This is a genomic window from bacterium, from assembly GCA_040755755.1.
GTDB lineage: Bacteria > SZUA-182 > SZUA-182 > DTGQ01 > DTGQ01 > DTGQ01.
The window spans coordinates 97,298-111,450 of record JBFLZW010000010.1 but is presented as its reverse complement, the minus strand read 5'-3'; the positions used below and the strand labels follow the sequence as shown (position 1 = coordinate 111,450).

Genomic DNA, 14,153 nt, shown 5'->3' with positions numbered 1-14,153 from the left:
GAAATGTTCCAGTCCATTTTCACCAATTACGAAGTCGCCAAGTTATCCGCAGGTAATGCCAATTTGACCAATGCGGTGATTTTTTCGATCCTGCTCATTGCCTCTTTTCTTACCTTGAAAAAGGCTGATTCACAACTCCTTGACAAGTTACAGACAGGTCAACTCAAAGGTCTGGCCATTTTGCTGGTGATTATTGGACACCTGTGGCTTCATGTGTCAAAGACAAAAAGCAGTATCATCCTCAGTGGTGATGCCGTTGCCTTATTCTTTCTCCTTTCCGGCTATGGCCTGACTATGTCGAGCAAAAACAAAAAGCCCGGCTTGAGAGATTATTTTCTCCAGAGAATGAAAAGGGTAATGGTACCCTATTGGATTGCAACGGTTTTATTGATTGTATTAGACTATCTGATTCTGCGAAGATCCTATCCATCAGGAGATATCCTGTTAACCTTCCTGGGAATCAATATCAATACCACAACACGCCATATCGATTACGTACGGTGGTATATTACCGTGTTAATTTTATGGTACATTTTGTTTTTTGTTGCTGCTTCTCTACCCGGCAGGAAGAAGGTTATGCTCTTTCTCCTGACCTGTTCAGCGATAATGTTCTCCCTGAACTATTATGTCACTCATCTCGGCTGGAATCAGATCTTCGCTTTCCCGGTCGGCTGCGCGTTAGGCTATTATCATCCGTTTTTCAGGGAATCGTTTACCAATACCAAAAATAAACCAATCCTCTTTGGCGTATCCCTGTTGTGCATAGTCTTGAGCATAGGGATTAAATCATTTTTCCTGCCTGCCGTAATTACTGTCATACCCTCCATCGTGTATGAATTTGCCAGTGAAGTCATCGGCATCCTTTTTTGCATGGGATTGATCTATCTCTTCGCATGCATCGGGTCCTGGAATTACTATAGCCAGTTTCTCACCTATATCGGCAATATTTCTTATGAGTTGTTTCTGTTGCATGGAGCTTTGTTAATCAAGTATAACCCGATTGTTTCGGGCAGCTCCATACTGAGTCTATCAGTTCAGTTTGCATTTCTCCTGATGGTGACCATGCTGTTGGCCTCTTTATTTCAAAAAGGGATACAAGCAATTGCCTGAAGCTTTACTGAAAGCTGATTCTCAGTATGCCGAGCGGTTTCAGCCACGGGCATGGAGCAGCCGGATTCTTTTCCATCACCGCACCCAGGGACAAGGTGCAGAGGGTGTTCATATCCGGGGCATGGCAGGAGGATTCAAAAATTGCGGATATCAGGTCGACATTATCGGTCCTCCCGGAATCGACCCTTTTGCCGTATCAGTAAAACCTGAGACTGCAAGCGCAAATAATGGTTCTCATGGTTCATTGTTAAACAGGTTCTGGCACATGGTGAGTAAAAACACACCTCAGGTTGCCTTTGAAATTATGGAGCTTGGCTATAACGTTTATGCCTATAAAAGTTTACGTAAGATGTTAAGCCTTTATAAATATGACTTTTTATATGAGAGATACGCTCTCAACAACTTTGCTTCGACTTTTCTGGCTCAACGATATGGAATTCCCCTCGTGCTTGAGGTAAACGATGCAACTGTCATTGAAAGATCGAGGCCCTGCGCCCTCAAGGAGATGGCACGGTCGATAGAGAGAAAAGTATTTGAAAAAGCAAACCTTTTGATAACCATTACTCACCACTTTAAGCAATTGATCCTCGATCAATACCGGCAAATCCCCGAAGAAAAAATTTTAGTCCTGCCCAATGCCATAGATCCTCAACGGTTTGAGATACCTCCATCGAAAAAACTGAGGAAAGAATATCTTGGTATTCAAGCCCGATATGTAATCGGCTGCGTTGGAGCATTCGTATATTGGCATGGCCTGGATTTTCTCCTTCAATCTGTCCATGATCTTCTTGAGGAAATGGATATCCATGTCTTACTGGTAGGTGATGGACCGGTCCGGAAAGATCTTGAAAAACTCATCAATGTCTTGAATATCCAGAACAGGGTTACGATAACCGGCTTTGTCGATTATCAGGATGTTCCACGATATATTGAGCTCTTTGACATAGGCTTGATGGCGGGCTCGAATATGCATGGTTCGCCAATGAAGATATTTGAATATATGGCTCTGGGAGTCCCGCCGATTGCAGCGGATTATCCTCCTCTGCGGGAGATAATCCGTGACGGTGAAGACGGAAGCCTGTTTCCACCCAATGATACGGTATCATTGAGGATGAAAATCAGAGAATTGCTGGATGATGGAAAGATGAGAAACCGTATGGGCAGGAGGGCAAAGGAGAAAGTGATGAATCAATTTACCTGGCTGGGAAACGCTGAAAAACTGCTTCAAAAACTGGGGAAGGTGAAAGCTCCCCAAAAGCCTTCAGGTAACTATCAGCTCATCCCTGTTTCAAAGGAATAGACACCATGGTACCGTCCCCAGTGAAAAGCGCATGCAAGCAGTTGTTATTTAAGGCTAAAATTTACCGTTTCAGTCTTCTTTTAGAGAGATTTTTCGTATTGCCTTATCATATGATAACCGATAAGCCCAACGGCTTTTATCCGGAAACATCAACCAGTCATTTTGAACGGCAAATTGCCTTCCTGGTAAAGAATTACCATGTTATGTCACTTGACGAAATCATGGAGAGATCCCAAAAAGGAGAATCCCTGCGCGGTTGTGTAGCCATCACTTTTGATGACGGGTTCAAAGATAACTTTGAGAAAGCTTACCCGATTCTGAAAAAATATCAGGTTCCGGCTACTATTTTTGTAACTACGAGCTATGTTGAAAGCGGGATCGCACCCTGGTTTATCAAGCTGCGCTTCATGTTTATGAAAACAGACAAAACATATCTGGAGCTTGCCGCTGATAAGCGCATTACCGCTCCCCTGCGAACCAGAGAGGAAAAGTTTGCTGCATCCGAGAAGGTCATGAGATATTTCAAAGATTGTCCCGATGAGCAGCGGCTCCGTCTGCTCGATGAATTGGGCATAAGACTTGCAGTTAATGATTTCAGGGAGCTTGATAACCTCATGTTAAGCTGGGATGAAATCCGGGAGATGTCTGAACAGGGGATTTCCTTTGGGGCCCACACCGTCAACCATCCGATATTGACCAGGATACCGCTTGCTGTGGCTGAAGAGGAAATCCAGCAATCAAAAAAAACGATCGAGGAAAAGGTTGGTAAACAGGTGAGCAGTTTTGCTTATCCATTTGGCAAAGAAGCCCAGTACAGCCCTGAGATGTTCAATATATTGCGGAAACTTCATTTTAACTGTGCAGTAACAACGATAATAGGTTCAAACAATCACCATACTGAAGCATTTGCACTGAAGCGGTGGTACCCCTGGGAATTATCTCAAATTCTTTAAGATGATAACCAGTGGAAATTATAGAGGTAACTATGCTGAAAATTATTCCGGTCCTTGCCCTTGGTATCCTGCTCTTGTGCCCTCCATACCCGGTTTGGGCGACATCCGAGAATGCCTCACATGAAGATATAGTTAACGAGTATCGAGAAGAAACTCAAAGTGCAAAAAGAATTGGCATTCAAGAGGCATTTGAAATCTATAAATCCGGCAAAGCCATCCTGATTTCAGTTGATGGAGCAAATTACTACAAGAGCAGACGTATTCTTGGATCTGTTAACATTCCTTTATCGACGCTGGAGAAAATTAACCTCCCATATCCAAAAGACCAGACAATTTTACTCTTCTGCAGGTGAGCGGGTGAGGCACAGAGCGCTCGTGCAGCGATCTTATTACGTGAGCAGGGATATACAAATGCACTGTGTATCTTAGGCGGGCTTGATGAGATGCCGAAAGCAGGTTTTGTCCTCGTAAGAAATGGAAAAATTCTCATTGGAAAACATTGAGTAACTCAGCTCTGATAAAATCCAGAATACTGGATACGGAACTATCCTCGCCTCGCGGATTAAGTTTCAGGATTATTGATAATTCCGAGGAATTTGAAAGCCTTCACACTGTCTGGAACAGACTTGTTCAGAGAAGCTCAAACAGGGCCATAACCCAGACCTGGGAATGGCTGTATACCTGGTGGGAAATCTATGGTGATGAAAGATATCTGTTTATTATTCTCGGATCTGAAGGTGAGGAAATCATCGGGATAGCTCCTCTTTCGATACACCGTGAAAATATCCGGTATTTCAAGTTATTACCGTACAAAACCGCAGGTTTCCTCGGTTCCGGCAGAACCAGTGAGAGAAACGTTGTTTCCGATTATCTTGATTTGATCATTCGGGAAGGCAGAGAAAAAGACTTTATCGATGGCCTGGTGAAATGCCTTTCCGGTCTCCCTGCCTGGGATGAAATAATTTTAGAAAACGTTTCCGCCGAGTCTCCTGCTTCAACCCTGCTCCATGAGGCTGCCCGAAAGAATGGGTTAAATTTTCAAATCACCAAACGCACTCCGAGCATCTTGATTAAACTCCCTGATACCTGGGATGAATATCTTCAATCCATTCAGGGAAGTCTCCGCTACAAGATCACCAGAGGGAGAAAAGAATTCAATAAACTGTCAGGAACCTATCATGTGGTTCAGCATGAACATGAGCTTTCGAAAGCATTCGATGATCTGGAAGCCTTGCATCAGCACAGATGGCAGGGCAAGGGACAGCCCGGAGCTTTTTTCAGCCGGAAATGGAAGGCATTCCATAAGAAACTGATACCTCTGGCATTCAATAACGGCTGGTTAAAGCTGTGCTTTTTACATTTAGAGAACAGACCCGTGGCCGCTAATTATAATTTTGCCTTTGACAACAAAATTCATTTTTTCCAGGCTGGGCTTATTCCTCACGAAAATACCCATGTACGGCTTGGATTGCTGCTGCACAGCTACTGCATAGAGGAGGCGATTCATGAAGGCTATAAGGAGTATGATTTTCTCAAGATAGGAGGCCAGGGTGCCGGTTATAAGGAAATGTGGGAGAACTATTCACGGGATTTACTGGAAATACGGATATCCAGACGCTCCACGCAAGAGAATATGTACAGATTGTTAACCGGTTGTTACAACCTCATAAGAAGAGGAAAGCACGAGATTGAATCCAAAATTAAAAATTGATTTTGATACGGAAGTTGACCTCGATTCACGTGGATTTCCATCGGTATTCATACTCAACTTAGCATATACGGGACTTGGCATCGCCAGATCTTTTGCCGAAACAGGGATAAAGGTTTTCGGAATAGGATCGAAAAGATGGGCATGCGGTAATTATAGCAGATATGTTAATTTTTTCCATTCTCCGGATTCTCAGGCCGAACCGGAGAGGCTCTCTCAGTTTCTGATAGCCCTTGCTCAAAGAGAAACCCAAAAGCCGGTCATCTTCCCCACCAGAGACCATGATATTCTTTTCCTCAACAGGTACCGGGAAAAACTCGAACCCTATTTTATCATTGCCCTGCCGGAAAAGAACACCCTGAATACGGTCATGGATAAGTGGAAATTGTTTGAAGCTGCCAAAAGGTGCAATGTCACTACACCGAAAACATATGTAATTGGCAGAGAGGATGAATTAGGTTCAATAAGCTCTCAAATTGACTACCCGGTTATCATAAAACCTCTTCGTGCGGCTGACTGGAGAAAAGACAGAATTTGGAAGATTGTAAAAAGGAAAGCGATTTATTGCCCATCCGAGAAAACTCTTTGGCGGGAATACAATAGATTCAAGCACATCAATCCTACGGTATTGCTGCAGGAATATATCGAGGGTGCGGATGACGATATTTATACCTTTTGTTCCTATTGTGACCGGCATTCTCATGTTCTGGTTTCTTTCAATACCCGAAAGAGAATCCAGAGACCGGAGAGGTTCGGTACCGGGATTGTTGTTCAAAGCGCTGTTAATAATGAAATCACTGAATGCAGCAAACGCCTGTTAAAATTTATCGGATTTACCGGCACATCGGAAATTGAGTACAAAAGGGACCCTGCCACCGGAATCTATTACCTGATTGAAATAAATCCCCGGTTCTGGGACCAGCACCGGCTGAGTGGAAGCTTTGGCATCAACCTCCCTCTGGTCGCCTACTCTGACCTCACTGGCAAAGGCAGGCCTCCATCCTCCTCCTCAAAATATCAGCCAGCTACCTGGATTGCCGAAGATGGCTTTATCAAGCATTTCACCAGCGAATTGTTCACCCGGAGAAAAAAACCGGGGGATATACTTCATAAATTGGGCGGGAACATCAATTACGCGGTCTGGGATAGAAAGGATCCCCTGCCATTCCTTATTTCCCTTGCCCTGATGATCACTGATATGTCAAAACAAGTAACACAAAGGATATCCTCATGGGTGGAATAGCCGGCATTACCTATTGGTCCGCTGAGGCACCAGGTACAGGGGAGGAGTTACTTTCCCGGATGGTTGCTGCGATGCAACACCGGGGAGCAGACTGCAAGGTGCAGTCTTTGAAAGGCTGGGGGGCTTTTGGCGTCAGGTCTCACCAACCGCATGGATATCTCAAAGAGTATGTTTATGACAATTCGAAGAGGCTGTTGGCGGTGATAGATGGTGATATCTTCAGCGTACGCGACCAGAGCTTCGATCCTGGTTCTCTTTCGAACGCTGATCTTATCCTCCAGCTCTACAGCAAATACGGAGTTAATTTTGGAGAGAAAATCGACGGCTCATACGCCATTGCCGTCTGGGATGAGAGTATACCTCAATTATTACTCATCAGGGATCGGTTGGGTTATAAGCCTCTTTTTTATTCCAGATTGAAAAATGCCATGATATTCGCTTCAGAAATCAAGGCAATTCTTACCTGTGAGGACTTTGAAAAATCAGTCAGTTTACGGAGTCTGAATAATTTTCTCTCCTATGGATATGTTCCAAACCCGGACACGTTATTTGAATCAATCTACCAGGTGAAACCGGGGCATATACTCGTCTGCAAAGATGGAAATATCAGTGAAAAATCATACTGGGAAATCAAATACCGGTTGAATGGCCAGGATACACCGGAAAACCATTATCGGGAAAAATTCCTTGAGACCTTCAAAAATGCAGTATCAAGACGCTTGAGGAAATACCCGGATGCCGGAGCTTTCCTGAGTGGCGGACTCGATACGAGTGCAGTTGCCGCTGTCATGTATGAGCTCAAAGGGAGGCAGCCGTTCAAGGTATTTACCGCAGGATTCAAGGAAGAACGGTATAATGAAATAAATGACGCCAAAGTGGTCGCTGACTATTTCGGCCTTGACCACTATACAATTCTGGTTGATTTTGATGATAACTTTCATTCACTGCTGGAAAAGTTAGTCTATCACCACGATGCACCTTTTGCCGATACCTCGGCTATCCCATCCTATTTTGCCGCTCAACTTGCCAGGGAACAGGGAAGCGATGTTTTAACCGGCGACTTTCCGGACCAGCTTCTTGGCGGATCGGGTCACCATTTTAAAGCCCTCCGCAGCTTACAGCATGACTGCCTGCCGTTCCGGCTTCTCAAATGCAAAAGCGTAAACCGGATGCTGACAGGCATGACCTTGTCCGCGGGCAGCAACTCATTGCTGGACAGGACCAAGAGAATGGTTTACCGGCAGACCCATCCGATCGAGGAACAGCGGGTAATCCTGGATATGCCGATCCCGGAGCTGCTCAAACAATGTCTCTACAGCGCTGACATGCTGAAGATCAATGCCCAAAACAATCCCCTTTCCATAGCCCGCTCTATCTATGAGCATGTTTCGGATCAGGACCTTTTGAATAAAATTCTTTACTTCGACATGATTTCCTATGCTCCGGATGATCTCATGGTCAAGGTGGAACGGATGACCATGGCTCATGGCCTCAATGCCATAAGTCCCTTTCATGATCTCGAACTGGTAGAGTTTATCCTTACCATCCCAACGGATTTAAAGATCAGGGGCAGCGCTGGAAAATACCTCATGAAGGAAGCTTTGCGGCCCCTGCTTCCGGAATATACTCTGAAAAAGAAGAAACAGGGATTTGCCATGCCAATTCAGGAATGGCTTATCAGGAAGATACCTCATTATGTGAGGGATATACTCCTGGATTCCCGAACCTTAAACCGTGGCTATTTCAGCAGGAAATTTATAACCAAAATGGTTGAAGACTTTGTGTCAGGCCGTACCGATTACGCATCGGGTTCGGAGGCAGCGATTATATCGCTCATCACTCTGGAGCTTTGGCACAGGATATTTATAGACACTCAACCAAGCGTAAATTTTTCCGGGGAGCTCGAAATTCTGACATGCGGGATTTAGCCGAAAAGGCCGTTAAAAGTGTATTCTGGATTGGAGCCGCCAAATTTTTTGGACAACTGTTTTCATGGCTCGTGACCCTGGCCTGGCTTCGGTTGCTCTCCCCGAACGATTTTGGATTGATGAACATGGCCCTGGTATACGAAGCGGTCATCGTTATCGTATACGATCTGTGCATGGGCGAAACCGTGATCCAGAAAAAAAATCTGACCATCGAGGATATCAACTGCGCATTCTGGTTTTCATTGACCTTCGGATTGTGCCTGTGTTTCGCCACCTGGTTCCTTGCCAAAATCATCGCCCTGTTTTTCGGCAATCAGGAGCTTATCCATATAATTCGGGCCTTAAGTATTGTAACCTTCCTCATGGCCGTAAAGGGAATACCGAATAGCCTGCTGGCAAGAAATCTTGAATTCAAAAAAATATCGCTTGCGGAGTTTATATCGGTTGTTTTCAGCAATGCAGTCAGTCTGGTGATGGCATTCATGGGATATGGTGTCTGGAGCCTCGTTATGTGCACGCTGCTGCAAAACTTTGCTTCCTGCATTATCATCCTCTACTATTCCCGCTGGAAGCCGCAGCTTTATTTCAGTTTTTCGAGGATCTATAACCTCCTAAGATTCGGAATCCCCATAACCGGCCACCACCTGCTGAATTACGTCTGTCAAAAAAGCGATTCGATTATCATTGGCAAATTCCTTGGCGAGAAATCACTGGGTTACTATGGAGTGGCCATGGATTTCTCCAGAATAGCTATCGATAAGGTCATTGTAATAGTTAATAAGGTCACCTACCCGGTATTCACAAAAGTTCAGGATAGCAGAGAAGATCTACAGCATTACTTCTTAAAGCTCACCTATTTTATTTCAATCTTTTCCCTTCCTATCCTGCTGGGTATGTCTGCCATTTCCGAAGAAATTTTTGTCATTGTCATGACGCCAAAATGGCTTCCCAGTCTCCCTGTTTTCAGAGTATTCTGCCTTTTAGGGATCGCCTACTCATACACCGGTGTGTTACTTACTGTTCTTAAATCCGTTGGAAAAACCAGGCAGTTATTCACCTATTCACTGCTGTGCGCCACCCTGTTGCCTCTGGCTTTCCTTGCTACCATTCAGTATGGCCTGCTCGCTGTTGCCCTCTCCTGGCTGATTATCTACCCGCTGGAATTCAGCTACCTTCTCTACCATGTGTTGAAAGAGGTTGACGTCTCATTCAGCAGGTTTTTTAAGGTAGTCAGCATGCCCCTGATCGGGTCACTCCTGATGTTTATCTTCATCACCCTGATAAAAACTGCCCTCTTCAAAGATACTGTATCCATTCTCAGCATGTCCACCTACATCCTGATCGGTGCAGCTTTCTACGTATTGTATATATCTATTTTTTCAAGAGACATCCTCGATGATGTGAAAAACATCATCGGCAAGGTGAGGGCCAAAACACCACTGGCAGATTGTTCTGACTAGAAGATACTTACTGATACAGGATCAGTTAAGTAAATAATGATCATATATAAATAAATATAATTATTTTTAACTTGATTTCTGAGCCTGTCTATACTATATTTATAGGTATTGTAAATAACGAAATGAATATCTATAAGGTTAACTGAAAACGATAAAAATATCTTGCCACTGGAAATCTACTGAAAAAATAAGTAAACTATGTAATAACAATTTCTGTCCTGAGTTCTGCGATGTGGGTATAAAGATCTCTCATAAACAGCAGAGGAGAGTTTTTATCAACTTGGAGTATTTTATTAACACTGGGTTGGGGGAGAACAGGGTTCAGGAAGCCCCGGGTGAGGAAAACATTATGTCCAGCAAGCTAAAATCTTATCTTCTCTTGATTTGTCTTCTGATTGCAGCGTTGTCCATTTCTGCCTGCCTGTATGATAACCAGGGAGTCACAAAAATAGTTGACAATGGTGACCCTTCGACCCACATTGACTTGACGTTCATAGGATCGGGGTTCACGTCAAACGAGATGCAAACATATGAAGCCAAGGTAGCTGAAAACCTTAGCAGAATACTCACCGTTAATTGGTTTGTCAATAACTATGCCAAGTTTAATGTCTGGATGATAGATGCCAATTCCCCGGTATCGGGCCAGGACCTTGATCAGGCAAAAATTAATTCTCTTGCCGCTCAGACTCCCTGTGATATCCTGATCGTTTTGCACAATTACGATGGTCAGGAAAGCTATGGCCAATCATCGGTGCATCTCTATAAATACTCTAGTAGTTATGTTGTTCTTGCTCACGAACTTGGCCATGTCATTGGAAAACTGGACGATGAATACCATACTCCGGCTACTGCCTGGAAATGCGATGGTCTGAGTAAGCGTACCCTGAATATCCATGATCAACCTAGCAATGAAAAATGGTCTGATTTGATCGACACTCCTCCCTATGAAGGGGCCCGTTATTGTGAAGCGGGTCTTTTTCGTCCATCCGAAAATTCAATCATGAGGGATTCGGCTCACAGTACCTATTTCGATGCGGTTGGATATAAAGCCATGGATCTCGGTGCCGGCAAAATTCTTGGGACCATCGAATCAGACCCTCCCAGCCTGGACATCTTTGGTGTAGAAAGTGGTGATACAAAAAGTGGAAATTTGAACATAGAAGCAATAACTCACGATGAATCAGGCATTGAAAGGGTAGAATTTTACTGGTCAAAAGAAGGAGAAACTTCAAAGTCGATAAAGATAGCCAGGACCCCCTCTTACAGCTTATTTATTGATACAACCCGATATGAAAATGGCCGGTACTACCTGGATACCTATTCCTATGATAAGAACTGGAATTATACCAGACTGACCACGGCATTTACCATCGCCAATAACCCTGATGATCCCGGCAATCCGGGTGATCCAGGGGGTCATGAGGATCCCGGTGATCCTCCGGTTGCTGGTTTGCATGTTCCAATTACTGTTCATGAAGCCTTGACTCAAGACAGCGATTACTGTGCCCGGACAGGTAAAATACGTACTATGCCGGGAATGGACAGAATTAATGAACCCCTGACCGTAGGAATTCCTCTGGCAGAGGATTCAGGAATTACTGACATTGCTCAACTTGGGTTGCGTGGTGCAAACATCCAGCAGTTCAGACCTCTGGCCTATTGGCCAAATGGCAACCTCAAATGGGTGCTCGTAGATACCCAGATAAGTGTTCCAAAAGACTATTTGGCAGTTATCAACCTGGTTGAAGGAACGGGCAATTCCGGTGGCTCTGCCCTGGCCGCTGATAATGGTGATTATATTATCATAGATACCGGCCCGGCCCAATTCAGGTTAAAGAAACGAAATTTTAACCTGTTTGACGAGGTTGTGGTTAATGGTAAAAGACTTGTCCTTCCCAATAATTCAGGAGGCTTGTCTATGGTAGGTTATGAAAACAGGACTTACACCTTATTGGATGGCACAACTCATACATTAAAGATGAATGAAACCTATGATTCAAAAAATGACGCTGATTCAGGAGCCGTGATTGAAGAAAATGGGCCGGTAAGAGCGGTTGTCAAGGCGATGGGTTCATTTAAGGACACTTTGGGTAACCGGTTAATGGATTATACTATACGGTTCCATTTCTATAAGAATAAATCTTACGTGAAGACTTATGTAATCATGAGGCATGGGAAAGAAGAGAAACATATCAATGAATCGGGCAAGTATTCTCAGATGCCAAGGATCTTTTCTCAAATGCAGTTATCTATTCCCCTGAACCTTGGGGACAGGCCAAAATTTGAGTTTGCCACCAGAGACAGCATCGTTTCTGGAACCATTGATAATACTGCCTCTCTGTTTCAGGCCTTCAGTGAAGCCCATCGGAGAAGTACGGTTGAGAACGACAAACTTGATGCCACGACCAGTTGGCCTCATCCTCCAATGGAAAGGGCTGCTGGTGATGTGGGAACTAACTATATTCAAAGAGGGCTGGAACTGAAAAACGGTTCAGCTACTCTTAACCCTCTGGGTGATTCAAGCCATTGGACGAGAGGTTTTGCTGAAATCAAGGATCAGAGTAACATCGGATTATCGATAGCCATGAAATACATGTCGAGTTATTGGCCGTCGAGTATTACATTTACCTCTCAGGGCAATGTAGAAGTCGGAGTATTCTCCAGATACAACTCGAAAAAGGACATCGTTATGGGATGGGGAACGCATGAGACACGGGAAATTCTGTTTGACTTCCATACCGATCCAATCGATAACCTGACAGCTCTTTACCGCATAGAACAGCCGCTCGTAGGAAGAGCATCCATCAACTACTATGGAAAAACAAAGGCTCTTTTTGGTCAGGAGGGGCTCGTCAGCGCTACAGCAATGGATGACTGGTTTCTGAGGAATTTTGGCCAGCCCAGATATGGTATTCCCAAGGATGAGTGGTCTCATTGCAATAATGGGGTCTTAGTATGGAGAACGTTTTGGTATAGCGGTGTACAGGGAACTGATGTGCCTGCTTGCAGCTTATTTACATTTTTAAAGAATGGTGCTGGCGGAAGATATATGGGGGGCTTGCAGAAAACGCTATTCAACACGGATTCCGCCATTCGAAGGACAGATGATTTCGATTATTCAAAATCAATTATCAAATCTGATTATCGGTATGCAATCGTCGAAACAGACGCCTATAATGCAGGTGGAGGGCAGAACCACTTCGATTATTATAGCCATAACCACTGGTGGGCAATGCCGTTATATTATTACCTGACCGGAAACGAGGAAATAAAAGAGGCTATACATGATTACCTCGAAGAATTCATTAAAAAAGGCCCGATCAGGTTAAAGGATGGAGATACACGTTCCAACTCCCGGTATTACAGTACTATAGCACTGGGTTTTGAATTTTCACAGGATGAACGGCTCAAGTCTATACTCGAATCAATGACTGATATGCTTCTTGATTCAAGAGATGAAAATTCGAAGCCCGGAAGAAACCCGGAGCGAGGTTATGTGTGGGAGTGGCCGAATGAGGAAAATCCGCATCTCAGGTTTTTCTTTATCTCAATACATCCGGATGCTGTCTGGCAGGGATTAAGAGTTCTGAAAACCTGTGACACGACTTATCCGAGAAGTGAGGAACTGGAGGATTATCTCCTTGGTGTAAGTCAGTGTATATACCATGAGCTTTACTTCGATGAGCCGGGGGGAACTGATTTTGGCTATCTCAATCGCTATCTTATCCACAGTGCTAACCAGTGGGTAGATGGTGAAATGGGTAAATTCGACTCATCGAGAGCAATGTGGTTTGCATATCTCAAGACGGGAGATGTGAAATACCTGGAGCGAGGTAAAAAGCTCCTTGCTTTTGGAGGCGGGCTGAATGCTGCAACCCCATACCCTGCCCAGGACCTGATGTATGCAGACCTGTATGGTTTGAATACCTGGCATTACCTCGATAACCTTGAAGTAGTCAACAATGGCAATAATAATTACGCCTTGACCTGGACAGTACCTGATGGAGCGGTTTCCTATCAGATAAAGTTTTCAGACAAACCTATTGTCGACTGGCTGGGTTTCAACCAGGCAACCCGGGAATTTCAATATGATCCTGCCAGCTTTACAGCCTTTTTTGCCGCAGCCAACATTGATAACGAACCTCAGCCTGATCAGCCAGGCAGCAAACAGAGCTGTACCATAGATATCCCCGGAGTGATAAGCTCCTATAATACTTCACGAAATCTGGAACCAAATAATCCGTCATTCATTACCTATGATCCAGATAAGACGTATTATTTTGCTATGAAATACTTTGCTCAATAATTAATTCAATCCTATTACAGAGGAATCTGCTATCAAAAGAATTCAAAAATCCGGGAGCCAGTGCTCAGAGGGAACCACCCTCTCGTGGCTCCTGTGATTTCTGAATTCTCCCATCTCGGTAATCAACGGGGCCTTTTGCCCGCGC

General features: G+C 44.3%; 9 protein-coding genes. All 9 read left to right on the top strand.

The annotated features are described in order from the left end of the window. Positions 1 to 3 precede the first annotated feature (3 nt). The 9 genes from AB1611_03830 (at position 4) to AB1611_03790 (ending at position 14,008) form a co-directional block, all read left to right on the top strand. Positions 4 to 1,110 carry an acyltransferase gene (locus AB1611_03830; GenBank protein ID MEW6378724.1) on the top strand — a complete coding sequence of 369 codons (1,107 nt, stop codon included), beginning with the start codon at positions 4 to 6 and terminating at the stop codon, positions 1,108 to 1,110. Beyond that, on the top strand, positions 1,103 to 2,410 hold the full coding sequence (locus AB1611_03825; protein ID MEW6378723.1) for a glycosyltransferase family 4 protein: 1,308 nt from the start codon (positions 1,103 to 1,105) through the stop codon (positions 2,408 to 2,410). Before AB1611_03830 ends, AB1611_03825 begins: the two co-directional genes overlap by 8 nt. A gap of 110 nt (positions 2,411 to 2,520) precedes the next feature. Beyond that, the gene (locus tag AB1611_03820) at positions 2,521 to 3,363 is read left to right on the top strand and encodes a polysaccharide deacetylase family protein (protein ID MEW6378722.1); all 843 of its coding nucleotides are present in this window, start codon (positions 2,521 to 2,523) and stop codon (positions 3,361 to 3,363) included. A gap of 11 nt (positions 3,364 to 3,374) precedes the next feature. Continuing rightward, positions 3,375 to 3,716 carry a hypothetical protein gene (locus AB1611_03815; GenBank protein MEW6378721.1) on the top strand — a complete coding sequence of 114 codons (342 nt, stop codon included), beginning with the start codon at positions 3,375 to 3,377 and terminating at the stop codon, positions 3,714 to 3,716. Between the two features lie 146 nt (positions 3,717 to 3,862). Next, positions 3,863 to 5,074: a GNAT family N-acetyltransferase gene (locus AB1611_03810; GenBank protein MEW6378720.1), complete on the top strand. Its 1,212-nt coding sequence runs from the start codon at positions 3,863 to 3,865 to the stop codon at positions 5,072 to 5,074. Continuing rightward, positions 5,052 to 6,314: an ATP-grasp domain-containing protein gene (locus AB1611_03805; protein MEW6378719.1), complete on the top strand. Its 1,263-nt coding sequence runs from the start codon at positions 5,052 to 5,054 to the stop codon at positions 6,312 to 6,314. Before AB1611_03810 ends, AB1611_03805 begins: the two co-directional genes overlap by 23 nt. Further along, entirely contained in the window at positions 6,302 to 8,242 is a 1,941-nt protein-coding gene (gene asnB / locus AB1611_03800; protein ID MEW6378718.1) for an asparagine synthase (glutamine-hydrolyzing), read from the top strand. The genes AB1611_03805 and asnB overlap by 13 nt, the downstream gene beginning before the upstream one ends. Next, a complete protein-coding gene (locus tag AB1611_03795) occupies positions 8,230 to 9,702 on the top strand; it encodes a lipopolysaccharide biosynthesis protein (GenBank protein ID MEW6378717.1) in 1,473 nt (490 codons plus the stop codon). The genes asnB and AB1611_03795 overlap by 13 nt, the downstream gene beginning before the upstream one ends. A 349-nt stretch (positions 9,703 to 10,051) precedes the next feature. Continuing rightward, positions 10,052 to 14,008 carry a M64 family metallopeptidase gene (locus AB1611_03790; GenBank protein ID MEW6378716.1) on the top strand — a complete coding sequence of 1,319 codons (3,957 nt, stop codon included), beginning with the start codon at positions 10,052 to 10,054 and terminating at the stop codon, positions 14,006 to 14,008. Positions 14,009 to 14,153 lie beyond the last annotated feature (145 nt).

Coding starts and splice junctions, on each gene's coding strand:
- AB1611_03830 (MEW6378724.1), top strand. CDS start 4: ATGTTCCAGTCCATTTTCACCAATTACGAAGTCGCCAAGTTATCCGCA.
- AB1611_03820 (MEW6378722.1), top strand. CDS start 2,521: ATGATAACCGATAAGCCCAACGGCTTTTATCCGGAAACATCAACCAGT.
- asnB (MEW6378718.1), top strand. CDS start 6,302: ATGGGTGGAATAGCCGGCATTACCTATTGGTCCGCTGAGGCACCAGGT.
- AB1611_03790 (MEW6378716.1), top strand. CDS start 10,052: ATGTCCAGCAAGCTAAAATCTTATCTTCTCTTGATTTGTCTTCTGATT.
- AB1611_03795 (MEW6378717.1), top strand. CDS start 8,230: ATGCGGGATTTAGCCGAAAAGGCCGTTAAAAGTGTATTCTGGATTGGA.